This is a genomic window from Streptomyces sp. SM18 (genome assembly GCF_002910775.2).
In the GTDB taxonomy this organism is placed as follows: Bacteria; Actinomycetota; Actinomycetes; order Streptomycetales; family Streptomycetaceae; genus Streptomyces; species Streptomyces halstedii.
The window spans coordinates 385,165-409,859 of record NZ_CP029342.1 but is presented as its reverse complement, the minus strand read 5'-3'; the positions used below and the strand labels follow the sequence as shown (position 1 = coordinate 409,859).

At 71.9% G+C, this 24,695-nt stretch carries 19 protein-coding genes; 6 read left to right on the top strand and 13 right to left on the bottom strand.

Features of this window, described 5'->3' with window-relative positions; translation table 11 throughout:
* Positions 1–5: 5 nt before the first annotated feature.
* Together B9S64_RS01760 and B9S64_RS01755 are read right to left on the bottom strand one after the other, a co-directional pair.
* Positions 6–806, bottom strand: coding sequence for an amino acid ABC transporter permease (locus B9S64_RS01760; protein WP_103491106.1), 801 nt, complete (start codon positions 804–806; stop codon positions 6–8).
* A complete protein-coding gene (locus B9S64_RS01755; protein WP_181012272.1) occupies positions 803–1,639 on the bottom strand; it encodes an ABC transporter substrate-binding protein in 837 nt (278 codons plus the stop codon). The genes B9S64_RS01760 and B9S64_RS01755 overlap by 4 nt, the downstream gene beginning before the upstream one ends.
* Positions 1,640–1,822: 183 nt before the next feature.
* Here B9S64_RS01755 and B9S64_RS01750 point away from each other — a divergent pair, with 183 nt between their 5' ends.
* Positions 1,823–2,323 carry a transcriptional regulator gene (locus B9S64_RS01750; protein ID WP_181012271.1) on the top strand — a complete coding sequence of 167 codons (501 nt, stop codon included), beginning with the start codon at positions 1,823–1,825 and terminating at the stop codon, positions 2,321–2,323.
* A 33-nt stretch (positions 2,324–2,356) separates the two neighbouring features.
* Here the strand turns inward: B9S64_RS01750 and B9S64_RS01745 are convergent, their stop codons facing one another.
* The 7 genes from B9S64_RS01745 to rpmF all read right to left on the bottom strand — a co-directional run bounded on the left by B9S64_RS01745 (position 2,357) and on the right by rpmF (position 10,399).
* A complete protein-coding gene (locus tag B9S64_RS01745; protein ID WP_103491103.1) occupies positions 2,357–3,613 on the bottom strand; it encodes an MFS transporter in 1,257 nt (418 codons plus the stop codon).
* A gap of 136 nt (positions 3,614–3,749) precedes the next feature.
* Positions 3,750–4,505 (bottom strand): trans-aconitate 2-methyltransferase, encoded by a 756-nt coding sequence (locus tag B9S64_RS01740; RefSeq protein WP_181012270.1) that lies wholly within the window; start codon positions 4,503–4,505, stop codon positions 3,750–3,752.
* A 77-nt stretch (positions 4,506–4,582) separates the two neighbouring features.
* Entirely contained in the window at positions 4,583–5,788 is a 1,206-nt protein-coding gene (locus B9S64_RS01735) for an aminotransferase class V-fold PLP-dependent enzyme (RefSeq protein ID WP_103491102.1), read from the bottom strand.
* Between the two features lie 5 nt (positions 5,789–5,793).
* Positions 5,794–7,113, bottom strand: a complete 1,320-nt coding sequence (locus tag B9S64_RS01730; protein WP_103491101.1) for a pyridoxal-phosphate dependent enzyme — start codon at positions 7,111–7,113, stop codon at positions 5,794–5,796.
* Entirely contained in the window at positions 7,103–8,578 is a 1,476-nt protein-coding gene (locus tag B9S64_RS01725; RefSeq protein WP_103491100.1) for a Y4yA family PLP-dependent enzyme, read from the bottom strand. Before B9S64_RS01725 ends, B9S64_RS01730 begins: the two co-directional genes overlap by 11 nt.
* Positions 8,579–9,040: 462 nt before the next feature.
* Positions 9,041–10,222 carry a GTP-binding protein gene (locus tag B9S64_RS01720; protein ID WP_103491099.1) on the bottom strand — a complete coding sequence of 394 codons (1,182 nt, stop codon included), beginning with the start codon at positions 10,220–10,222 and terminating at the stop codon, positions 9,041–9,043.
* Between the two features lie 6 nt (positions 10,223–10,228).
* A complete protein-coding gene (rpmF, locus tag B9S64_RS01715) occupies positions 10,229–10,399 on the bottom strand; it encodes a 50S ribosomal protein L32 (RefSeq protein WP_103491098.1) in 171 nt (56 codons plus the stop codon).
* A gap of 296 nt (positions 10,400–10,695) precedes the next feature.
* On the opposite strand from rpmF, the gene B9S64_RS01710 reads away from it, so the two are divergent.
* The 3 genes from B9S64_RS01710 to B9S64_RS01700 all read left to right on the top strand — a co-directional run bounded on the left by B9S64_RS01710 (position 10,696) and on the right by B9S64_RS01700 (position 13,290).
* Entirely contained in the window at positions 10,696–11,511 is an 816-nt protein-coding gene (locus tag B9S64_RS01710; RefSeq protein WP_103491097.1) for an SAM-dependent methyltransferase, read from the top strand.
* Positions 11,512–11,706: 195 nt separating this feature from the next.
* Positions 11,707–12,492, top strand: a complete 786-nt coding sequence (locus tag B9S64_RS01705; protein ID WP_103491096.1) for an SAM-dependent methyltransferase — start codon at positions 11,707–11,709, stop codon at positions 12,490–12,492.
* Between the two features lie 129 nt (positions 12,493–12,621).
* Positions 12,622–13,290: a ThuA domain-containing protein gene (locus B9S64_RS01700; protein ID WP_103491095.1), complete on the top strand. Its 669-nt coding sequence runs from the start codon at positions 12,622–12,624 to the stop codon at positions 13,288–13,290.
* Between the two features lie 74 nt (positions 13,291–13,364).
* Here B9S64_RS01700 and B9S64_RS01695 read toward each other — a convergent pair whose 3' ends face one another.
* A complete protein-coding gene (locus tag B9S64_RS01695; protein ID WP_103491094.1) occupies positions 13,365–15,104 on the bottom strand; it encodes a BCCT family transporter in 1,740 nt (579 codons plus the stop codon).
* A gap of 100 nt (positions 15,105–15,204) precedes the next feature.
* Positions 15,205–16,107 (bottom strand): alpha/beta hydrolase, encoded by a 903-nt coding sequence (locus B9S64_RS01690; RefSeq protein ID WP_103491093.1) that lies wholly within the window; start codon positions 16,105–16,107, stop codon positions 15,205–15,207.
* A gap of 161 nt (positions 16,108–16,268) precedes the next feature.
* Here B9S64_RS01690 and B9S64_RS01685 point away from each other — a divergent pair, with 161 nt between their 5' ends.
* On the top strand, positions 16,269–18,263 hold the full coding sequence (locus B9S64_RS01685) for a BTAD domain-containing putative transcriptional regulator (RefSeq protein ID WP_103491092.1): 1,995 nt from the start codon (positions 16,269–16,271) through the stop codon (positions 18,261–18,263).
* A gap of 50 nt (positions 18,264–18,313) precedes the next feature.
* On the opposite strand, the gene B9S64_RS01680 is transcribed toward B9S64_RS01685, so the two are convergent.
* Positions 18,314–20,113, bottom strand: a complete 1,800-nt coding sequence (locus tag B9S64_RS01680; RefSeq protein WP_181012274.1) for a SpoIIE family protein phosphatase — start codon at positions 20,111–20,113, stop codon at positions 18,314–18,316.
* Between the two features lie 405 nt (positions 20,114–20,518).
* The gene (locus B9S64_RS01675; protein ID WP_109491946.1) at positions 20,519–22,297 is read right to left on the bottom strand and encodes a serine/threonine-protein kinase; all 1,779 of its coding nucleotides are present in this window, start codon (positions 22,295–22,297) and stop codon (positions 20,519–20,521) included.
* A 197-nt stretch (positions 22,298–22,494) separates the two neighbouring features.
* Here B9S64_RS01675 and tkt point away from each other — a divergent pair, with 197 nt between their 5' ends.
* Entirely contained in the window at positions 22,495–24,684 is a 2,190-nt protein-coding gene (tkt, locus tag B9S64_RS01670) for a transketolase (protein ID WP_109491945.1), read from the top strand.
* The last annotated feature ends 11 nt before the right edge of the window (positions 24,685–24,695 follow it).

The window sequence follows — 24,695 nt, the reverse complement described above, 5'->3', positions numbered from 1 at the left end:
CCCCTTCACCTGGCTCGGGCGGCGCGGGCTTCGAGGCGGCGTACCACGAAGCCCAGCGGGACGGTCACCAGGAGGTAGCAGAGCCCGGCGACGAGGATGGGCGTGGAGTTGGCGGTCTGGCTCGCCAGGTCGCGTCCGAACTTGGTCAGTTCGCGCTCCTGGAGGGTGACGCCGAGGAAGAGGACCAGCGAGGAGTCCTTGAAGAGCAGGACCAGTTCGTTGGTGAGCGGGGGGACGACGATACGGAGTGCCTGCGGGATGATCACGGAGACCGTCGCCCGGGTGTGGGAGAAGCCCAGTGAACGGGCCGCCTCCATCTGGCCCTTGGGCACCGCCTGGATGCCCGCGCGGAAGGTCTCGGCCATGTAGGCGGCGGCGACCAGTCCCAGGCCGAGGGCGACCTTCCCGTACGTGCCGCCGGGTATCTCGGTGCCGGGGAAGGCGAGCGGGACGGCCACGCCGACGAAGATGAAGATCAGCAGCGCGGGCAGGCCCCGGAAGATCTCGATGTACACCCCGGCCGCCCAGCGGTACGGCGCCACCGAGGAGAGCCGCATCAGCGCGATGACCAGCCCGAGCACCAGGCCGAAGAGGAAGCCGGAGGCGGTGTAGACGACGGTGTTGACCAGGGCGGTGGTGATGATGTCGGGGAACAGCCGGCCGACCAGGTCCTTCTGGGCGAACTGGTTGCCCAGCCGCGTCCAGTCGGCCTGGGTGACCAGGAGGCCGACGACGACGAAGAACAGCGCGTACTGCACGCCACGGGACACGCGGCGCCACTGCCGCCGGGAGAGCCTGGAGGTCATGACCGGCCCTTGGGCAGTGGTCCGATCCACTGCTGGTAGAGCTTGTCGTACGTGCCGTCGGCGCGGGCGTCGGTGATCGCCTTGTCGATCGCCGCCTTCAGCTCGGTGTTGCCCTTCTTGACCGAGAAGCCGTACTGCTCGCCGGTCTCGATGTTCTGGCCGAGGGCGAAGGCGTCCGCGTTCGCCTTGTCCTTCAACCAGCCCTGGACCACCGGGTAGTCGATGACGACGGCGTCGACCTGGCCGGTGCGCAGTCCGTTGAGCACGGCGTCGGAGCTCTCGAAGGACACCGGGTCGAAGCCCTGGTCCGTGGCGTAGCTCTCGCCGGTGGTCTCGGCCTGGGCGCCGAGCTTGAGCTTCTTCGACTTCACGTCGGCCAGCGTCGTGACGCCGCTCTTCTTCGTGGTCAGCAGGGCCTGGGTGGCGTCGAAGTACGGGACGGAGAAGTCGACGTTCTTCTTCCGCTCATCGGTGATCGTCATACCGGCGGCCGCGAGGTCGCACTCGCCCGAGTTGAGGAAGGCGCCGGTCTTGAAGTTCTCGAACGGGGTGTCCAGGATCTTCTGTTCGACGTCCAGGTTCTTCGCGACCAGGTCGATCAGGGCCACGTCGAAGCCGACGACCTCGCCGTCCCGCTCGGACTGGAAGGGCGGGTAGGGCAGGTGCGTGCAGGTGGTCACCTTGCCCTTCTCCACCACGTCCACGCCCCCCTTGGCCTGGCCGGGCCCGTCGCCGGACGAGCACCCGGCGGTGAGGGCCAGCCCGACCACCGCGGCGCAGGCGGTGACGACGGCGGGGACGCGGACACGCGGCACGGTTACCTCCTGGGACATGGGCCGGCCGGGACGTACAGGCCGCACGAGCGCCGATCGTAGGCCAAGGCATCACCGCTTTCTGCCGTACGGACGGATTACCCGCACAGCACCGGGATTCGTTCACATGAACGTCATATGACGCCCCGACAGGCGGCCCCGACCGAATCCGCGAGGTCACGGGACAGCCCTTAGGGTCGGGCCATGGCTAATCAGCGCCGGGACGCCGCCGAGGTGCGGGCGAGTGCCCTCGCATCGGGAGTGCGGCTGCGCATCATCCGGCTCACGCGCACGCAGGCTATGACGAACAAGGAACTGGCCGAGCGGTTGGGCAGGGATCCGGCGACGACACTGCACCACGTACGCAAACTGGTGGATGCGGGGCTCCTGGAGCCACAAGCCGCCCGTCGGGGGAACCGGGGTGCCAAGGAGATCCCCTATCGGTCCAACGGACTCCCATGGGCCCGGGGACCCCAGAACGAAGGCCCCATCGCCGAGGCGATGCTGGCGGCCTTCCTCTCCGAAGCGGGCGAGCTCGACATGAAGGACGTCGGTCAGGTCCGCTTCGTACTGGACCTCACCCCCGAGCGGCGGGAGGAGTACGAGCGCCGGCTGGAGCAGCTCTTCGAGGAGTTCGACCACGATGCCGTCGCGCCGGAGACCGAGCGGACGGCGGTGTACATCGCCGTCTATCCGAGCGTGTGATCGCCGTCTGTCCGTGCCTGCGAAGGACACGGCTCAGGTAGGGGAAGCGGCCTCCTCCCCCTGGACCTCCGGGAACTCCCGCAGGGTGCGCAGGGGGGACAGGAGGAGCGGCAGAGGGGTCAGGGCGAGCGCGGCGCAGGAGACCCACAGGGTGGCCCGGACACCGATCCAGCCCCCGAGGACACCGCCCAGCAGGCCGCCCACGGGCATCGCGCCCCAGGTGAGGAACCGTACGGTGGCGTTGACGCGTCCCAGCAGCCGGCCGGGGCAGATCGCCTGCCGGTAGCTGACGTTGACGACGTTGAAGACCGTGGTCCCGTACGCCCGCAGCGCAAGGCCGAGAACGCAGAGGACGGTCAGCCGGCCGGGCTCGGCAAGGGGTACGACCAGCGTCACGGGTGAGATGACCAGAGGTATCAGCCAGATGGCGCGGGCGGGACCGATCCACTGGGCGCAGCGGCCGGCGGTGCATGCCCCCACCAGCCCGCCCACACCGCTCAGGGCCAGGACGGCACCTACAGCGCCCGGCGTCAGACCGAGGTCCCGGCTGAGGAAGAGCATCTGCATGGACAGCAGGACCGTGGTCGCCAGATTGGAGAGGGCGGTGGAAAGGGTGATGGCCCGTAACGACTTCTCTCCGAATACAAACCCCAGCCCCTCCTTCATCTGTGCCCCGGCCCGAGTGCCGTCGTGGCCCACGGGCCGGGACTCGGGGGCCTGGATGCGGAGCAGCAGGAGGCCGGAGAGCAGATGGCCGACGGCTGTCGTCAGGGCGGCGGTGGCCGCGCCGAGCAGTTGCGCGAGCCCGCCGCCGACGCCGGGGCCGATGACCTCGGCGGCCGAGAGGCTCGACTGGAGCCGGGTGTTGCCCTCCATGACCTGGGCCCGCCCGACCAGGGACGGCAGGTACGACTGGTAGGCGACGTCGAAGAGCACCGTGGCCACACCGACGAGGAATGCGACCGCGATGAGTTGACCGAGCGTCAGCACCCCTGCCCAGGCCGCGAAGGGGACGGTGAACAGCAGGCCGGCCCGGACGAAGTCGGCCGACAGCATCACCGGCCTTCGCCGTATGCGATCCACCAGCACCCCGGTGGGCAGGCCGATCAGGAGGAAGGCGGCTGTCCCGGCCGCGGTCAGGATCCCCATCTGGAACGGTGACGCCTTCAGCGTCGTCGCCGCGAGCAGGGGCAGCACGGTCTGCCCCACGTACGTACCGAACTGACCGACTGTCTGTCCCGCCCACAACCGGCGGAAGTCTCGGTGGGCCCCAAGGGAGTCGCGACGCATGACTGCGAGCTTGGCGCAAGTGATTGGCTGTTGCCAATCACTTGCGGAACAACCGTCGGCAGATTGCGGCGCGTCGGCGTCCGACGAGCACTTCGGGGTCAGGTCGGAGCGCGTCGCGGGTGCGGCCGGCCGCCCCCTACGGCCGGAGCGCGACCAGGACGTAGCTGTTGCCCACCTGCCAGACCGGACCGGCGTGGCCGAAGCCCGCTTCGGTCAGCAGCTCGACGTGCCGGCCGAGCGTGACGGAACAGCCCGAGCCGGTGGTTCCCCGGCTCCGGCGCTCCGCACACAGCTCCGTCAGTTCCGGTTCGTTCTCGACGGCGGACCACCACGCCTCCCAGTCCTCGTGGTCGAACGCGCGCTGGCGTTCGGCCCGGCGGATTCCGACGAATTCCGCGATCTCGGCGCATCCGGCCGCGTCCTGCGACAGGTGGTCCGCGTTGATCAGCACACCGCCGGGCCGCAGCAGCGCGGTCAGTTGTGTGTAGGTGCGCCGCAGGACGGGCTCGGGGAGGTAGTGGAGCGCGGTCGTGGACACGACCGCGTCGACCGGTTCCCGGAGGCCGAGGGCGTCCGTCCAGCCGTCCTCGCCGATCACCGCCTCCACGTAGCGGGCGGCGTCCGGGTGGCGTGCGTGGGCCAGCGCCAGCAGCAGCGGGTCCATGTCGACGGCGACGATCTCGGCCTTCGGCAGGCGCTTGATCAGCCGCGCGGGCAGCGAGCCGGGCCCGCAGCCCAGATCCAGCACCCGGGGGACGTCATGGCCGGCCGTCACGTGTTCCACGACGTCCGCGATCACCGTGAAGCGTTCCTCACGGTCGATCGCGTACCTCTGCTGCTGTTGCTCCCAGCGGTCCACCCACCGCTGGGCCGTCGGCATGCTCACGCTCATCTTCCTCTACCACCTCTACCGTCCGGGTCTCGCTCGGTGATCTCCAAATCTACAGGTGAAAACGATTGTCATCGGCGTCATGCCAGCCCGGTGAGTACGTCCAGCAGTCGATTCACCTCCTGACGGCTGTTGTACGCATGCAGGCTGACCCGTACGGAGCTGCGTTTTTCACCCGCCCGGCCCTGGCAGAGGCCGTCCGTGCGCACCATGAAGCCGTGGCTGAAGAGGATGAACCCGAGATCGACCGAGTCGATGTCCCGGTGCCTGAACGTCACGATGCCGTGCCGACGCTGCACCAAGGAGTCCTCCGCCAGGCTCAGCTGGCATCCCAGCACCTCGAAGGCCGCCAGCCGGCTCAGCCCGTCGGTCAGCCGGGCCGCCAGGTCCACGGTCCAGCGCTCGATCCGCTCCGGCCCGGCCCGCTCCAGCCAGTCCAGGGCGGCACCGAGGCTCGCGATGCCCACGGTGTTGGGCGTGCCGCTCCAGCCGCGCGGGGCGAAGGGCGCTCCTCGTACGCCGCGGGCCCAGACCGCCCCGGAACCGGGCAGGGCGAGCGCCTTGTGCCCGGAGAAGACGGTGAAGTCGACGTCCAGGGCTCTCATGGAGACCGGGAGATGGCCGACGCTCTGGGCCGCGTCCAGGCAGATCACCACGTCCGGGCCCACGGCCCGGCGTACACGGTGCACGTTCATGTCTCCGCCGTAGACGTGATGGACGTGGGTGACCGCGACGAAGCGGGTGCGGGGGGAGACGAGTTCCCGGAGCTTCTCCGTGTCGTAGTCGCCGGAGGAGGACTGGTAGGGCATCTCCCGGACCGTGACCCGCGTGCCCTCGCGGGCCAGTGATTCGACGGCCTCCAGCCAGGGCGAGACGTTCGCCTCGTGGTCCGCGAAGGGTACGACGATCTCGTCCCCGTCGGAGAGTTCACGGGTGAGCCAGTCGAGGGCCACCGTGCGCAGCCCGTCGGTGGTGCCGCTGACGAAGTGCACGGTGGACCCGGCCGGATCCGGGTCGTCGAGGAACGTCCTGACGCGCTCCCTGGTCTCCTCGATCAGACCCGTCGTCCTGTTGGCCCACGGATAGGTCCCGCGACCGGCGTTGGCGTTGGAGGTCGTGAGGTAGTCCCGCACCGCGTCCAGGACCGCCTGCGGCTTCTGCGCGGTCGCGGCGCTGTCCAGATAGGCCAGTTCGGGATGGCCGGTGATGATCGGGAACTGCGCCCGCAGGGCGCTGTGCCAGTCGTTCAGGTCCCCTGCCCCCGGGGGGACGGAATCGTCGCGCATCGCGGTCACTCCCGTACCAGGGGTGCGCCCGCGTCACGCCAGGCGATGATGCCCCCGGCGAGGCTGCGGACGTCCGGATGGCCCAGGCGGGTCAGCAGGGCCGCGTACTTCAGGGACTGCTCACCGACGGGACACGCGAGCAGCACCGGCCGGGCCTTGCTGAACGGGAGGCCGCCGCGCACGAGGTCCTCGAAGAGCTCGTCCACGACGTTCATCGAACCCTCGATGTGCAGGGCGGCGTACGCGTACGGGCTGCGCATGTCCACGACCAGGGGGTTCTCCTTGGCGATCCACTCCTGGGCCTCGGCGACCCCGATGCCGGCCGCCCGGCTCGCGTCCTCGGGGGACAGCGACCCCACCGAGGTGTCCGGCTGCCGCCGGCCGAACAGATCGGGGCGGCGCTTCTTGACGTAACTCAGATAGCTCTCCACGCGGTCGCACACGATGAACACCGCCGTCGCCGGCCCGGTGAGCCGCGGCGCCACCTCCCGCAGATGCCGGACCGCCCCGAAATAGGCCGCTCCACCGGTCGGCCCGGCCAGGATTCCGCACCGCCGTACGAGGGTCAGCATGCCGTCGATGGCCTCGGCGGACGTGATCTTCTCGATGGTGTCGTAGGTGAGGGGGTCGAAGATCCCGACCTCCTGCACCTCGTCGATGTTCCTGATCCCCGGAATGAAGTCCGACTTCTCCGCGACGAGGCCGACCACTTCCACCTCCGGACCGTGCTTCCGCAGCGCCCGTGCCACGCCGGTGGAGGAACCGGCGGTGCCGACGCCGGCCACGAACCAGTCCGGTGCCCGGCCGCCGAGGTCCGCCACGATCTCGGGTCCGGTGCCGGACTCGTGGGCCTCCGGGTTGCGGTCGTTGTAGTACTGGTCGGTGTGGAGGTAGGCGCTTCCCGGCTCCGCCAGACCGCGGTGGAACAGCGTGAGAGGGTCCTCCGAGTCCGTCGGATCGAGGCATTCCGACTGCCCCGGCAGCTCCTCGATCTCGGCTCCCAGCAGGAGGAGCAACTCCTTGATCTCCGGAATCTTCATCCGGTTGGTGACGCTCTTGAACCCGAGACCGTGCATTCCGGCGATGGCGGCGAGCGCCTTGGCCGTGTTCCCGCTGGACAGTTCGACGATCTGGCTGCCCTTCTCGATCGCGGAGCCGAGGCCGGGCCGCACCATGTTCCACGCCGCCCGGTCCTTCAGCGAACCGAAGGGATTGCAGAACTCCAGCTTCGCGTAGAGGTCGATGTCCGGCAGGCCGTGGACCTCGGGAGCGATGCGCACCAGAGGCGTGTCGCCGACGGTTTCGAGGATGCTGTCATATTTCATCTGCGTCTCCCGTGGAATGTATGGGCCAGTACTGGTCGTCGAGCCGCCACTGCCAGCCGTCGGCGTCCCGGTAGGCCGCGACCTTGCGGGCCGACGGCCGCCGCTGGGCGTGGTGGGCGTTGAAGTCCATGCAGTACCCGGCCGTGTTGGGGAACGCCAGCAGGTCACCCGGGACGGGCAGACGGGGGAGGAAGACCAGTCTGCGCGTGATGAGATCGGATTCGAGGCACAGATTCCCGTGGAGGTAGACGCCGAAGGGTCCGGCGGAACCGTCCGCCTCCTCCGGCGGCCGGTCGCGCCGGAGGAGGACCGGGTCGAGGAGTATGCCGTGTTCCTCCAGGGCGCAGTCGTCGGCATTCATCGCCAGACGTACGACATGGGTGCCGTCCGCCTCGCGCCGCGTCTCCAGCACCCGTGAGAGAGTCAGCCCGCACTGGTCCAGCAGGGCCCGGCCGGGCTCGACGTGCAGGTCGTAGAGGTTCTCCAGGAGCAGGGTCGCCAGGGGGCGCCCGAGTGCCGGCGCGGGGCAGCGCAGGAGTTCGTCGAGGTAGTCGGCCCCGGCGACCGGGCGGTGGGAGGGGTAGAGCTGGAGGGTTCCGCGCAGCGTGCCCCCTTCGCTGCTCAGCCCGTAGGAGTGGTTGCGCCAGGCCAGGGCCTGGCGCCGCCCCATGGCCGCGAGGGCGAGCTGGCTGGTGTAGTGCTCCCACTGCGCGCCGTGGGCCAGGTAGTTGACCCCGAACCCGCCTCCGATGTCGATGACCCGTGGGCGCATTCCGCGCGCCCGGCACTCGTCCATGGCGTGGACGCAGCCCTCCAGCGCGACCGCCTTCTCTTCGAGGCTGGTGGTGTCGAGGTGGTAGGAGACGCCAATGACCTCGACGGCGTCACGGTGCCGCTCGGCGGCGTCGAGCAGGGCGGACAGCTCCGGGGCCGGGACCCCGAATCTGCTGCGGTGGCTGAGGATCTTCACCGCCGGACCGGAGAAGTCCGAGAGCCGCAGCAGCACCTGGGTCCGGGGCAACCCGTGCCGGCGCACCAGGGCCGCGAGCGCTTCGAGTTCGGCGTGTCCGTCGAGGTTCACGGTCGCGCCGGTCCGCGCGGCCAGCCAGAGGAACTCCGGCTCCTTCGGCCCCGTCGCGCCGATGCGGTCCGGTGTGAACCCGCAGGCCAAGGCGTGCTGAAGCTCTTCGAGCGAGGCGACGTCCACAGCCGCCGGGGTGCTCGCGAGCCGGCGGACCAGCGCGCTCGATCTGTTGGCCTTGTGCGCGAAGTAGACCGTGCCCTCCAGGCGGTGGCGGCGGTACACGGACCGGAACCGTGTGACGTTCTCGGCGAACCGCTCCGGAACCACCACGTTGAGGGGCGATCCCAGCCCGTCGACGAGGCGGTGCAGTAAAGAGGCCGAGGCCAGCAACGAGGTGAGCGGTGGGTCGAGCTTCGGTTCCAGGTACAGAGGGGCGACCAAGGGTGGCACTCGCCTTTCAGCGCGGAGTCAGCGGCAACCCCACTGCTGGTGACACAAGTTGGTGCTGCCGCAGGGAACGGATCGGCTCATGGCAATGATTGTCGTATCGATGATGTCCAGGCCGGACGGCCTCTATGCACGCCCCATGCATGAATGTCGACGGCGGAAGCGCCGGTACCAGGGGGCCGTACCGGCGCCGGACCTGGCGGGTCCGCGCACGTCGGGGGAGCGGTACGCGACCGGCGGGGCCGGGGTGGCGGGGCCGCCGGCGGCCGGGGACCGGTGACCGGTCTCACGTCGGTCGCGGATCGCGTGGGGCCCCGGTCCGCCGGGAGTTCTGGGCGGACCGGGGCCAGCAGCCTGAAAGGGCCGGTCGGAGGGGGCCGGTGGGAAGGGCAGCCGGCCGGGGGAAGGGCCGGACCGGACGATGCCGTGGCTGCGACCACCGTCCGGCCCGGAGTCTCAGGGGTGGGCCGCCGTGAGCACCGGCTCCTGCCGCTCGTGCTCACACGCGTCGTCGACGACGTAGGTGTCCCACGCCGGGAACGGGTCGGCGGCGGCTCGCGCCTCCCCTTCGCGCCACAGGCACGAGCTCAGGGCCTCATGGAGGGCTGTCGCGCGCAACTCCGTGCCGATGAACACCAGTTCCTGGCCCTGTGTGGTGTCGTGGTCGCGAGCGCCGTACGGCTCGAACCGGGCCACGGAACCCGCCTGCGACCAGAGCCCGGTGACATGCGGCCGGCTGGACAGCCAGAAGAATCCCTTGGACCGGAGGACCTGGCCGTACCGGCCGCTGTCGAGCTCCTCGGTGACGAAGGTCCACAGGCGGCCGGGGTGGAAGGGCCGGTCCGAGCGGAAGACGGTGCTGGAGATCCCGTACTCCTCGGTCTCCGGCACGTGGTCCCCGTTCAGTTCCCGAACCCATCCGGGGGCCTGCTGGGCCCGTTCCACGTCGAAGAGGCCGGTGCCGAGGACGTCGGAGGGCTCCACGCGCCCACGGCTGACGGGGACGATCCTGGCGACCGGGTTGAGACGGGTCAGTACGGCGTCGAGCCGCCCGCGCCCGCGGTCGTCCACCAGGTCCACCTTGTTCAGCACGATGACGTCGGCGAACTCGATCTGGTCGATGAGCAGGTCGCTGACCGTGCGCTCGTCGTCCTCGTACTGGTCGAGTCCGCGCTCGGTGAGCCCGTCGCCCTGTGCCAGTTCCAGAAGGAAGTTGGCCGCGTCCACCACGGTGACCATGGTGTCGAGCCGGGCGAGGTCGCCCAGCGTCGCGCCGTCGTCGCGGGGGAAGGAGAAGGTCGCGGCCACCGGCATCGGTTCCGAGATCCCGCTGGACTCGATGAGGAGGTAGTCGAACCGCCCCTCGCGGGCGAGCCGGTCCACCTCGTGGAGCAGGTCGTCGCGGAGGGTGCAGCAGATGCACCCGTTGGTCATCTCGATCAGGCGTTCCTCGGTGCGTGACAGCGCGGCCTCACCTCCGCGCACCAGTGCCGCGTCGATGTTGACCTCGCTCATGTCGTTGACGATCACCGCGACCCGCAGGCCCTGGCGATTTCCGAGGACATGGTTGAGCAGCGTGGTCTTGCCGGCTCCCAGGAACCCGGAGAGGACGGTGACGGGCAAGGGGTCCCGCGTCACGCGGCATCAGCCCCCGGGGCGCAGCAGGCCGCGCTCAACGGCCTTCACCAGGCGCTGGGGAACCTGGTGGACGGTGCCGTCGACGGTGACCGCCACGAGCTGGGGCGTGGTCGCCTTCCACTGCGCGCGACGGTGCCGGGTGTTGCTGCGGGACATCTTCCGCTTCGGGACTGCCATGGGGCCCTCCTGGGGTGTGGGGTCGACTCGAACCGTATATGAAAACGATAGTCACTATCAAATGGGTGCGTCGTGACGCGTGCGGCCGCTCACGGGCGGGGGCCGGATGTGCGGGACGGACGGGGAGCGGCCCGGCACCGTGGGGCGCGTGCCGGACCGGGGGAGAGGGGCGGGCGCGCCGCCTGTGCCGCCGCGCGCGGGGATCACCATTCCGCCGGTCGGGCGATCAATCCCCGTATAGTTTCGGAGCGTTGAAGACCAGCCTCGGTCATCGCCGGTTCATTCGAGGAGTTGTGATGCCCGGAACGGACGAGTCCGCCACGTCCCCCGTGATCGACACGAGCACGCCGCATCCCGCCCGGATGTACGACTTCTGGCTCGGCGGCAAGGACAACTACCCGGTGGACGAGGAGCTCGGCCGCCGGATGATGGCCATCGAACCCGCCGTCCGGGACGTGGCGCGGGCCAACCGGGCCTTCATGCGCAGGGTGACCCGCTGGGCGGCCGGCGACGGGGTCCGGCAGTTCCTGGACATCGGTACGGGCATCCCCACGGAGCCCAACCTGCACCAGGTGGCCCAGGCCGTCGCCCCCGGGGCCCGGGTGGTCTACTGCGACAACGACCCGATCGTGCTGGCCCACGCGGAGGCCCTGATGCAGGGCACGCCCGAGGGGGCCACCGCCTATGCGCAGGCGGATGTGCGCGAGCCGGAGCAGATCCTCGAACAGGCGGCGGAGATCCTGGACTTCTCGCGGCCCGTACAGCTCTCGCTGGTCGCGCTGCTGCACTTCGTCAGCGACGAGCAGGGCGCGTACGAGCTGGTGGCCCGCCTGGCGGACGGGCTGGCCCCGGGCAGCCGGCTGGTGATCACCCATGCCGGCTACATCCCCGGGGACGAGAGGCTGGGCGAGGTCGACGACCAGTACAGGTCCGGGCGGATCACCCTGGCCCTGCGCAGCCGCGAGGACATCGCGCGCTTCTTCGGCGGCTTCGACCTCCTGGAGCCCGGTCTCGTCCGGCCCGACCTGTGGCGGCCCGAACTCGACGAGGCGCCCGGCACACGTCTGGACCCGTCCGTGGCCTTCTACGCGGGCGTGGCCCGCAAGAGCTGACAGGCCACGCCCGGTGGCCGATCCGGCAGGCGGAGGCTGAACGACCCGCTCCGCCACGGGAGATCACCGGTCCGCCGGAAAGAACAGACCCGGCCCGCTGGGGGACGCCGGGCCCCCGAAGGTACGGTCGTGCTGTGCGCGCGTCCCCGACCTGGGGATCAACTACCGCGTAGAAGCGGTGAGTAGGAGTATGTGATGACTGAGGAAGACGTCGAGTTCCGCAAGAAGATCCGATCGGACGTTCCCCACTCCGCCCGGGTCTGGAACGCCTGGCTGGGCGGCAAGGACAACTATCCGGTGGACCGGGAGCTGGCGGATGCGGTGACCGCCGCCTACCCGCAGACGGCCGCGGTGGCGCTGGCCTCGCGCGCGTTCCAGGCGCGGGCCGTCCGTCACCTCGCCACGCTGGGGGTGCGCCAGTTCCTCGACGTCGGGACCGGCCTGCCGGTGGAGAACAGCACCCACGAGGTCGCCCAGGCCGTCGCACCGGACGCCCGCATCGTCTACGTGGACAACGACCCGATCGTGCTGGTCCACGCGGCGGCGCTGCTGACCAGCACCCCGGAGGGCAGGACGGCCTACGTGGACGCCGATCTGTCCCGGACGGACGCCGTCGTGGACGAGGCGAGCGAGACACTGGACCTGTCCCAGCCGGTCGCCGTCCTGCTGCTCTCGACGCTGGGTCACCTCACCCCGTCCGACGGGATCCAGGTCGTCCAGCGGTACATGGCACGGATGCCCTCGGGCAGTTACCTGGTGCTCTGCGACACGGTGAAGACGCCCGAGACGCTGGCGGCGCAGGAGGCGTACGACTCGGGGGACAACCCGCCCTACCTGGTGCGTGAACCGGAGGAGATCACCGGGTGCGCCGAGGGGCTGGAACTGCTCGATCCGGGCTTCGTGTCCATCCCGTTCTGGCGGCCGACCGAGGAGCGGCCGACGGCCGTCGACCAGTGGGGACTCGTGGCCCGCAAACCGTGAACGGCCCGGAGCGGCCCGGACAGGACGGGTGTTCCTGACCGGGCCGTCGAGACGGCGGGGCACCCGGCCACGGCCGCGGGTGCCCCGCCGGTCCGCCGGAGCGCCGGCGGAAGGAGAGGCGGAGAGAACATGCCCGGACATCCCTCGCGTGTCCTGATCTACAGCCGTACGACGGCCTACCGCCACGAATCGATCACCCACGGAGTGGCCGCGTTGCGTGAACTCTGCCTGGAGAGTGGCCTGGAGGCCGAGGCGACGGAATCACCCGACGTGTTCGAGTCGAGCGGGCTGGGCGTCTACGGCGGTGTGGTGTTCCTGTCCACGAGCGGTGACGTGCTGACCGCCCGCGGCCGCCGCAACCTCCAGGCGCATCTGGGCGGGGGAGCGGGCTTCATGGGGGTGCACTCGGCGGCGTGCACCGAGTACGACTGGCCCTACTTCGGGGAACTGCTCGGCGCCAGGTTCGCGGGGCACCCTCCGCCGCAGCCGGGCTGTGTCGTCGTGGAAGACCGCGACCACCCGGCCACGGCCCATCTGCCGGAGCGATGGCGGCACACCGACGAGTGGTACGACTTCACGGCCACGCCGCGTGGCTCGGTCAACGTCCTGGCATCGGTCGACGAGGACTCGTACCAGGGCGGTGGCATGGGAGCCGGACATCCGGTGGCCTGGGAGCACCGCCACGGGGCGACGCCCGTCTTCTACACCTCGCTGGGGCACGCGCCCGAGGCGTACGCGGATCCGGCCTTCCGGGCGCATCTGCGCGGCGGACTGCTGTCGGTCGTCCGTCCGGGCTGAACGGGCCGCCGCGGGCCGACCGTCGTGGCTGTACGGGCCGCCGCGGGGCGTCGGCCCACCGGTGCCGTCGCTCCTCACTCCTCCTTGCCGCCGCCCTCCTCCTCTTCCTTCCGCTGCGCCCGGTCCACCGCCCGGCGCAGGCGGGGATGCGTGGGGAGCGCGGAGGAGGCGCCCTCGGACATGGTCTCGCCGACCATCCTCCGGACGGCGTCGCGCAGCCCGTGGAGGGCCTGGCTGCGCGGTGGGCCCGCGCTCGGGTCCTCCTTGAGCTCACGCACCGTGGCCCAGCACAGCCCCAGCATGACGACGACGAAGGGGAGGGCGACGAGGATCGTGGCGGACTGGAGGGAGTCCAGACCCCCCGCGACGAGGAGAGCCGCGGCGACGGCGGCCATCAGGATGCCCCAGGTGACGTTGAGCCACGCGCGCGGGTTGAGGGCGCCGCGACTGGTGAGCGAACCCATCACCAGGGAGGCGGAGTCGGCGCTGGTGATGAAGTACATCATGATCAGGATCATGGCGAACCAGGACGTGACCGTGGTGAGCGGAAGGGCGTCGAGCATGGCGAACAGGGTCGCCTCGGTGCCCTGGGACTGCTTCTGAGCCATGTCGACCGCCCCCGTCTCGTCGAGCCGGATCCCGGTGCCCCCGAGCACGCAGAACCAGACGGCGGAGGCACCGGAGGGGACCAGCAGCACCGTGAGGAGGAATTCACGGATGGTGCGGCCCTTGGAGATACGGGCGATGAAGGTGCCGACGAACGGCGCCCAGGACAGCCACCACGCCCAGTAGAAGATCGTCCATTCCCCGAGCCAGGCGCCGTCCGTGAACGCGCCGGTGCGGCTCGCCATCGGGATGAGCTGGTTCAGGTACCCGCCGACACTGGCGGGAATCACGTCGAGGATGTAGACGGTGGGGCCCACCACGAAGATGAAGACCATGAGGACGGCGGCCATCACCAGGTTCGCGGAACTGAGCCATTTCACCCCGCCGTGCAGACCGGTGAAGGCCGACACCACGAACGCCGCGCCGAGGGAGACGATGATGACCAGCTGAAGGCCGGTGGTGTCGGCGACGCCCGCGGTCAGATGCAGCCCCGTGGCGATCTGGAGCGCCCCCACACCGAGGCTGGTGGCGGTCCCGAAGACGGTGGCGAAGACGGCCAGGAGGTCGAGCAGACGCCCCACGACCCCGTCCGCCAGCCGCTCACCGATCAGCGGTACGAAGACGGCGCTGAGACGGTTGCCCCGGCCCTGACGGAACGTCGTGTAGGCGAGCGAGAGCCCCACGACCCCGTAGATGGCCCACGGGGTCAGGGTCCAGTGGAAGAAGGAGTACTCCAGGGCCGTTCCCGCGGCCTCCGGGGTGCCGGGCCGCACCCCCGTGGAGGGCGGCGGGAGCAGGAAGTGCGTGACCGGTTCGCCCACGCCGTAGAAGATCAGGCCGATGCCCATGCCCGCGGCGAACATCATCGACACCCAGGCGAAGTCGGTGAACTCCGGTTCCACACGGTCGTCGCGGCCGAGCCGGATCCGGCCGAAACGGCTGAAGGCGATGAGGACGCACAGGACGAGAAAGACGTTCGCCGCCACGACGAAGAGCCAGGCGAAGTTCCGCAGGACCCAGGGGAGGGCGCTGTCGGAGAAATTCTGGAAGGACGTGCCTCCCAGGCTCGCCCACAGGACGACGCCGACGATTCCGGCGATGCCGATGGCGACGACCGCGCCGTCGGGCCGTGACGCGCCGCCGGGGGAACCGGGGGCGTCGGGGCCTGGACTGTCCGGGGGTGGATCGGCGAGGTCGGTGGCGCTCATAGCGCCCCACTATGATCCACCGCCCGGACGGCGCGGCGGTTACCACGCCGATCCGCCCGGACACTGTCGGTCACCGCGCCGAGTGGGCGGGCCGCGTCGTTCAGCGGCGGAGGAGTTCCCGGAGGCTCCCGCTGATCTCGGCGGGAGCCTCCTCCGCCATGAAGTGACCGCAGGTCACCGTGGCGTGGTGCAGGTCGGCGGCCCAGGGCGCCCACAGGGCCGCGGCCTCGAAACCGAGAGCCGCGCCCCAGTCCCGCTGGAGGACGGTGACCGGCATCCGCAGCCGGTTGCCGGCGGCCCGGTCCGCCCGGTCGTGCTCGATGTCGATCCCCGCGGACGCGCGGTAGTCGGCGACGATCGAGGGAACAGCCTCCCGGCAGGCCTTCAGATAGGCGGCGCGGACATCGGCGGGGACGGCCCCCGGATCGTCGCTCCAGAGGTCGAGGAAATGCCCGAAGAACGCGTCGGGGGCGGCGGCGATCATCTCTTCGGGCAGGCCCGGCGGCTGGGCCATCAGATAGAGGTGGAAGCCGACCGCCGCGGTCACCCCGTGCATCACCTCCCACATGTCCAGGGTGGGCAGGACGTCGAGAACGGCCAGACGGGTCACACGGTCGGGGTGGTCGAGCCCGGCGCGGAAGGCGACGAGGGCGCCGCGGTCGTGACCGGCCAGCGCGAAGCGCTCGTGTCCCAGGGCCGTGGCCAGCGCCACGACGTCCGCGGCCATGGTGCGCTTGGAGTAGACGGTGCCGTCCGTGTCGACGGGCTTGTCGCTGTCCCCGTACCCCCGCAGGTCCGGGCAGATCACGGTGTGGTCGGCCGCGAGATCGGCGGCGACGTGCCGCCACATCAGATGGGTCTGCGGAAATCCGTGCAGCAGGACGACCGCCGGGCCCGCCCCCATGACGGCGGTGTTCAGGGCCACCCCGTCCGCGACGGTGATCCGCCGGTAGTCGCAGCCGGGGCCGAGGCGTGGGTCGGTGCCGGTGTCGGTGGGCGTCATGATCAGACTCTTTCTCGCGATGAGCAGGTGCCTCCACCCTGGTCGCGGCGGATGAGCGTCCGATGAGCGCACGCCATGACACGGCACCGGGGGGCCGGGGCGGGCCCCTCGCGGAGACGGCCTACCGTGACCGGGTACAGGAAAGGGAGCAGGCCGTGGGAGTGGACGTCTCGTTCGGGATTCTGGGGCCGGTGGCCGCCTGGAGCGGCGACGACGCGGCTCCCATCGGCCTGAAGGGCCCGCGGCACCGCGCCGTGCTGGCCAGGCTGATCGTCGCCCGGGGGCGCGTGGTGCCGGTCACCCGGCTGGTCGAGGACCTGTGGACGGACCCTCCGGCGGGCGGGGTGGGCGCCGTACGCACCTTCGTGTCCGCCCTGCGGCGAGCCCTCGAACCGGAACGCCCGCCCCGTGCTCCCGCCCGCCTTCTGGTCACCGAGGGCCCCGGGTACGCCCTGCGCGCCGAACCGGACTCCGTGGACAGCCGGCGCTTCGCACGCGTACTCGAACTCTCCGCCGGGCTGCCGCCCCAGGAGGCGCTGCCGAAGCTCACCGAGGCCCTGGCCTCCTGGCGGGGGCCCGCCCTCGCCGACTTCCCCGACGAGACATGGGCCAGGACCGAGCGCGCCCGCCTCGGCGAGCTGAGGCTGCACGCGGTGGAACGCCGGGGCGACGCCCTGCTGGCCCTGGGGCGGGCCGCCCAGGCGGTGGCGGACCTGGACGCACACGTGACGGAGCACCCATGGCGGGAGGAGGGCCGGCGGCTGCTCGCCCTCGCCCTGTACCGCAGCGGCCGGCAGGGCGACGCGCTCGCCGTACTGCGCCGGGCACGCGGGCTCCTGACCGACCGGCTCGGCCTCGAACCCGGTACGGCGCTGCGCCGGCTGGAGGCGGACATCCTCGCCCACAGCGAGCACCTGGAACCGGGTGACCCGGGCGACCCGGCAGGACGGGTCTGGGCCGAGGCCGCCGCCGACTACGACCGCACCCTGCGCCACGGTGCCCGCGCCCGGCTGGAGTCGGCCGTGGGGCTGCTGCGCACCCTCGCCGTGACGGGTGGCGGCGGCCTGGAGGTCGCCCGCCGCCACCGCTCGGCCACCGTCGCGGCCGCCGAGGAACTGGGCGACGTGGAACTGACCGCCCGCGTGATCGGCGCCTACGACGTCCCCGCGATCTGGACCCGCGTCGACGACCCGGAGCACTCGGCGCGCGTGGTCGCCGCGGCGGAGCGCACGCTGAAGGGCCTCGCCCCCGGACGGCACGACGCCGCGCGTGCCCGCCTGCTGACCACGGTCGCCCTCGAATCACGGGGAACACGCTCGGCCCGGGGACCGCAGGCCGCCCGGCAGGCGGAGGCGATCGCCCGCCGCCTGGACGACCCGGCCCTGCTGGCGTTCGCCCTCAACGGCGTCTTCATGCAGACGTTCCACCGGGCCGGCCTCGCCGCGCGCCGCGACGAGACCGGAGCCGAACTCGTCGCCCTCTCCGGCCGGCACGACCTGCCGACCTACACCGTGCTCGGCCACCTCATCCGCCTCCAGGCGCGTGGCGCGCTCGCCGACTTCACGGGCGCCGAGGCGCACGCGACGGCGGTCGACCGCCTGGCCGAACACCACGAACTCCCGCTCGCCCGGGTGTTCACCCAGTGGTTCCGCGCCCTGCGTCTCGCCGTGACCGGCCCGGCGCCGGCGGCCGAAGAGGCCTACCGGAGCGCCGCGGCCCGACTGGAGGGCGTCGGCATGCCCGGTCTCGAACACGGCCTCCTCCCGCTGGCGCTGCTCTGTCTGCGCGTCCAGGACGGCCGGCCCGCCCCGACCGACGCCCCCGGCGACTGGGGGCCCTACGAACCGTGGGCCACCCCGCTCGTCCTCCTCGCACAGGACGCCCCCGACCGGGCGGCCGAGTACCTGCGCCGACTGCCCGACCCGCCTCCAGGACTGCTGTACGAAGCACTCTGGTGTCTGGCGGCACGCGCGGCGGTCGCCGTGTCGGACCGGCCCACGATGGAACGGGCCGTCGGCGCGCTCTCCCCGGCGAAGGCCGAATGGGGCGGCGCCGCCAGTGGGCTGCTCACCGTCGGGCCGGTCGCACACCACCTCGACGCCCTCACCACCGCACTCCGCCACACACCCGGGGACGCGGCGCGTGCGGGTTCCTGAGGCGGCACCGCCTCAGGTCGGACCGCGTGATCGCCCGTCAGACCGTGGGATCACCGGGTGGTCTCCCCGGGCTGTTCCGGTTCGGAGGTGTCCCTGACAGGGGTGTCCTCCACGCTCGCGCCCGGAGCACCGCGATCGGCGGCGGCCGGGCTGTACGCGTGCTGCCGGGAGGGTTCGCCGGCGGCCCGCTCGGGCGGGATGCGCAGCGCCAGCAGGGCCACGTCGTCCCCGCTGGGCCCGATGCGGGCGAGGAGTTCGTCGAGGAACTCCTCGATGTCGCGGCGGGCCAGCGCGGCCGCGTGCCGGCGCAGCGTGGCGAGACCGGCCTCGATGTCCCGGGTACGGCTTTCGACGAGACCGTCGGTGTACAGCAGGAGGGTGGACCGGGGCGGCAGCTCCGCGTGGGCGTTCGGCCAGCCCAGACCCATGTGCAGGGCGGAGCTGAGACCGAGCAGCGGGCCATGGCCGTCTTCGAGGAAACGGGTGTGGCCGTCGGCCGTGATCAGCAGGGGCGGAGGGTGCCCGGCGTTGACCCAGTGCAGCTGCCAGGGGCCTCCCTCCTGGCCCTCGACGCGGCCGAAGACACAGGTCGCCATGGGCGCGTCACTGGTGTGGGTCATGGCCTCGTCCAGCCGGCGCATGATCAGGCTGGGCGGTTCCGTACGGTCCCAGGCCAGGGCGCGCAGCATGTTGCGGACCTCGGCCATGTGCGCGGCGGCCTTCAGGTCGTGCCCCACGACGTCCCCGATCACCATCGTCAGGACCCCGTCACCGAGCAGGAAGGAGTCGTACCAGTCGCCCCCGATCTCCGCCGCGCTCTGGGCGGGCCAGTAGCGGGCCGCCATCCGCAGATCGCCGACCTGGGGCAGGGGGGTGAGGAGCTGGCGCTGCATGGTCTCCGCGACGTGGCGCTGCTGCTCGAAGAGTTCGGCGCCCTCCATCACGAGCCCGGCGCGCCGGGCGAGATCGGCCAGTACGAGCAGTTCCGCCTCGGAGTAGGAGGAGCCGGGCGCGGTACGGGCCACCGTCAGCGCCCCGAACACCTGCCGCCGGGTGTGCAGGGGCACCACCACGGCACTGGTCCCGCCCAGGCGCTCGAAGAGCTCCCGGTGGGCGGCGTCGAGCGGCGTCCGCGGCGGCTCGGCCAGGGCGGCCGCGTCCAGGACGACGGGCTGCGCCCCGCGCAGCGCCCGCGCCACCGACGAACGGGACGCCTCCGGCAGCGGCGGCAACGGCCCTCTGAGCGACCGGGCCGCCGCGTGGTCGCCGGGCGCGTGCACCGCCACACGCCGCAACTCGCCCGTCTGTCCGGGCGTACGCACGTCGATCGCCGCCCAGTCACCCATGTCGGGCACCAGCAGTCCGGCCAGCCGGTTCAACATGTCGGACGTGTCCATGGTGGAGATGAGGACCGTCGAGACCTCGGCCACCATGGACAGCCGCGCGGTGAGCTCCTCCAGCGCCGCCAGATGGGCGGCGGTCTGCTCGGCGGTGTCTCGGTGCAGGCTGAAGTCATGGAAGACGACCACCGCGCCTTCCGTGGCGCCGTCGTGCCGCAACGGTGTGGCCGCCCAGATGATCGGCAGAAGGCTGCCGTCCCCCCGCAGGAGGAACTCGTCGCTTCCCTCGTTCGGCTGACCGTCGTCGAGGACGCTCAGCACCCGGCACCGGCCCCGTGGCACCGTGCCGCCGTCCGGCTCCCGGTGCAGCAGATCGTGCATGTCCGAACCGAGCAGCTCGTCGCCCGACCGGCCGAGCAGGTGCCGCGCGCGCGGATTGGCCGTGGTGAGCCGACCCGTGAGGTCGATGACGAAGACACCCGCCCCCAGGCTGTCGAACACCGCGCGCATCAACCCGATCTCCGGTGGGACCTCCCCGCCGCTCACCGGGCGGCCCCCGCCGCCACCGGCCCGGCACCTCCGGCCGCCGGGCCCCGCGAACCGCCCGGGAACGGCACCCGGGCGTGCCGTGCGGGGCCCGCCACGGGGGGAGCGGTCTGGGAGGTCATGCGCTCATGCCCTTCCGGTTCGGGGTCGCCGCGTGCGGTCCGGCGCGGGAGCCGTCCGGCACCCCTCGGCGCGCCGCGGCGTGCGCCCCATCATTCCTCCGCCCCGCCGACCCCGCCGCTCGGGACACCGCGCCCCCGCCGCGGGTACGGCCGCGTCGCCCAGGAGCCCAGGAGCCCGGGAGCCCCGGAGCCCAGGAGCCCCGGAGACGTCAGGCGCGGGCTTCGGGTATGGAGACGGGCACGGACATCAGGCGTGGAAGCCGTTGCACACCACGGGGGTGTAGTCGGACGGCCCGCCCTCCACGTGGTAGAGCACCACTGTCCAGTCCCCCCGGTCCTCGCCCACCGGAATCGCCTTCACCGTACGGTCGCCGAAGTGCGCCCGGAAGTCGTCGGGGTAGGTGAAGGTGAGGGTGCCGTCAGGGGAGGCGCCGGAGTAGATGTCCACCGGCTCGCTGGTGAAGCCGATGCCCTCGCCGACGGCTTCGGTGGGCCGGCCGGTGGTCCGGTCCGTCTCGTGCGGGGGCCGTATCCCCACCGACACGTAGTACGGCGCGGACCCCTTGTCCTTTCCCGCGCCTTCGGGGCGCAAGGTCACCGAAGCGGTGTCCGATCCGGTGGTGTGCCCCACGGACGACTGGAGGTTCCCCGGCAGCGCGGTCGCCAGGGAGAGACGGCTCAGGTCGCAGGACCCCATCCCCTGGGCGGCCTCGGCCGGGTCCTTCGAGAGGGTCCACCGGTCCTGCGAGACCCGGTCGTTGACGATGTGGTCCGGCGGCCCGGCCGGAGTGCCGGTGGAGGCCTCCCGGGACGCGGCGGGGCCGGTGGAGGGACCGGACGGCCCGGGCGCCCCGGAGCCGCCGCCACCGGTGTCCTTGCCGTCCGGCGCCATCAGCTGCCACGCCGTCACCGCGAGGGCGCCCACCACCGCACAGGCCACCAGGCCCGCCCGCGCACCCCGGCGCGGCCCGCGCCGCCCTTTGTCCCCGGACCCGTCGTACGGGGTGGCCGCCCGGGCGGCCCCGCCGGGCATGGACGCCGCGTCCCCGTCGCCCGGCAGCGGCACGGTGAGCACCGGTCCGTCGGCCGGCCCCTCCTCCGGGCCGTTCGTCTGCCCGGCCGACGGCCCGTCCGCGGCCACGGGCTCCTCGGGCCGTTCCCACGTGAGCGAACGGTGACCGGGGTCCCGTGCGAGCGCACGGTAATGAGGGTCCAGCGCGAGCGCCGAGTCCACCGCGCACCGCGCGATCACCTCCGCCGGGGACGGCCGGTCCGCCGGTTCCTTGGCGACACAGCTCCGGATCAGCCCGGCGAGCGGGTCCTCCACCCCGTCCAGGTCGATGTCCTCGTGCACGGCGCGGTAGCTCACGACCGCCGGGTCGCCGGTGCCGTACGGCGGGCGGCCCGTCGCCGTGTACGCGAGCGTCGCCCCCAGCGCGAAGACGTCCGCGGCCGGCCCGGCCTCGTTGTGCCGTACGACCTCCGGCGCCGCGAACCCCGGGGTGCCCGAGGCCATCCCCTCACGGGTGAGGACCGTCTGGTCGAGACCGCGGGCGATCCCGAAGTCGATCAGCTGCGGTCCCTGCGGCGCGAGGATCACGTTCTGCGGCTTCAGGTCCCGGTGGGTGACCCCGTGGGCGTGCACCGCCGCCAGCCCCTCGGCGAGCGCGGCGGCCAGCCGTACGGTGCCGCCGGGCGGGAAGGGGCCGGACCCCTCCACCGCCTGGCGCAGCGTGGGCCCCGCCACGTACTCGGTGGCCAGCCAGTAGGGAGGGGCGTCGAGCGAGGCGTCGACGAGCTGCGCGGTCCAGGCGCTCCGTACCGTCCGGACGGTGGCGACCTCCCGGCGGAACCGGGCCAGCGCCTCCGGGTGATCACTGATCTCGTCGCGGATCACCTTCACCGCGACGAGCCGCCCGCCCGGGGACCGGCCGAGGAACACCTGGCCCATTCCCCCCGCGCCCAGACGGGCGACAAGCCGGTAGGCGCCGATGCGCGCGGGGTCCTGGGGCCGGAGCTCGTCCACCGGCCAGACTCTGCCACAACCGCCCCGCCCTCCGCCCCGGAACCCCCGGGTCCGGTGCGGACCGCCCACCGGCGCCGCGCCCCGGGACCCGTCACGGGATGCGGGGCGACCGGAACGAATCGAGGATGCGAAAGGGGGCACGAGCCGTAGGGCCGGTTCCACGGACCGAGAAGCGACACTCCTGGGAGACGAACACCATGGCACCTCAGCGACCCTCTTCCGGCAGCACCGCACACCGCGACCCCGGACTCGCCCTCCCGGTGGCCGACGAGGCGGGGTGGAGCGAGGTGGACGTGCGGGCGGTGGACACCGTACGGGTGCTGGCCGCCGACGCCGTACAGAAGACGGGCAACGGGCACCCCGGCACGGCGATGAGTCTGGCCCCCCTCGCCTACCTGCTGTTCCAGCGGATCATGCGGCACGACCCCGCCGACGACCAGTGGCTGGGCAGGGACCGCTTCGTCCTGTCGTGCGGTCACTCCAGCCTCACCCTCTACATCCAGCTCTACCTCTCCGGCTACGGCCTGGAGATGGAGGACCTCAAGGCGCTGCGGACCTGGGGTTCGGCGACCCCCGGGCACCCGGAGTACCGCCACACCCGGGGCGTGGAGATCACCACGGGCCCGCTGGGACAGGGCATGGGCGCCGCGGTGGGCATGGCGATGGCGGGACGCCGCGAGCGCGGTCTCCTCGACCCGGACGCGGCCCCGGGCGCCAGCCCCTTCGACCACCATGTGTACGTGGTCGCCTCCGACGGCGACATGATGGAGGGCGTCGCGTCCGAGGCCTCCTCCCTGGCCGGCCACCAGCAGCTCGGCAACCTCGTGGCGTTCTACGACTCGAACCACATCTCCATCGAGGACGACACCGACATCTCCTTCAGCGAGGACGTGCCGGCCCGCTTCGCCGCCTACGGCTGGCACGTGCAGACGGTGGACTGGACGCGCACCGGGGAGTACGTCGAGGACGTCGACGCGCTGCTGGCCGCCGTCGAGGCGGCGAAGCGGGAGCGGTCCCGGCCGTCGCTGATCATGCTGCGTACGATCATCGGCTGGCCCGCGCCCACCAAGCGGAACACCGGCAAGGCCCATGGATCGGCCCTCGGCGACGAGGAGGTCGCGGCCACCAAGCGGCTGCTCGGGTTCGACCCGGAGGTCTCGTTCGCCATCGAGGACGAGGTCCTCGCCCACGCCCGCGCCGTCAAGGAGCGCGGCCGGGCCGCGCACGAGCGCTGGACGTCGGCGTACGAGCAGTGGCGGACCACCCATCCCGAACAGGCACGCCTTCTGGTCCGGCTGACCCGGCAGGAGCTGCCCGAGGGGTGGACCGACGTCCTGCCCGTCTTCGCCGCCGACGCGAAGGGCATGGCCACCCGCAAGGCGTCCGGCGAGGTGCTCACCGCCCTCGCACCGGTGCTGCCCGAACTGTGGGGAGGCTCCGCCGACCTGGCCGGGAGCAACAACACCACCATGGAGGGCGAACCCTCCTTCATCCCGGAGAACCGGCAGACCGAGGAGTTCAAGGGCGGCCCCTACGGCCGGACCCTGCACTTCGGCATCCGCGAACACGCCATGGGCGCCGTGCTCAACGGCATCGCCCTGCAGAGCCTGACCCGGCCCTACGGCGGTACGTTCCTGACCTTCAGCGACTACATGCGCCCCGCCGTCCGCCTCGGCGCGCTGATGAAGCTGCCCGCCGTCTACGTCTGGACGCACGACTCGATCGGCCTCGGCGAGGACGGCCCCACGCACCAGCCGGTCGAGCATCTCGCGGCCCTGCGCGCCATCCCCGGCCTCGACGTCGTACGCCCCGCCGACGCCAACGAGACCACGGTGTGCTGGCGGACGGTCCTGGAGCAGACCGACCGGCCCACCGGGCTCGTCCTGACACGCCAGAACCTGCCGGTGCTCGACCGCGCGGACGGCACCCTCGCCCCCGCCGACGCGGCGGCCCGCGGCGGATACGTGCTGGCCGGAGGGGCGGACCCGGCACCCGACGTCATCCTGGTGGCCACCGGCTCCGAGGTGCACATCGCCCTGGAGGCGCGCACGGTCCTGGCCGACGAGGGCCTGAGCGCCTGGGTGGTGTCCATGCCCTGCCGCGAGTGGTTCGCCGCACAGCCCCTCGCGTACCAGGACGAGGTGCTGCCGCCCGCCGTCCGCGCCCGGGTCAGCGTGGAGGCCGCCGTCGGCCAGGGCTGGCGCGAGGTGGTCGGCGACGCGGGCCGCATCGTGAGCCTCGAACACTACGGCGCGTCCGCCGACTACCAGACGCTCTACAAGGAGTTCGGCATCACCCCCGAAGCCGTCGCCGCGGCCGCCCGCGACAGCGTCCGCGACGCCACCGAGCCGCCCCGGCCCGGCGGCCGCCGCGCCGACGAGGGCTGAGCGCGGGCGCT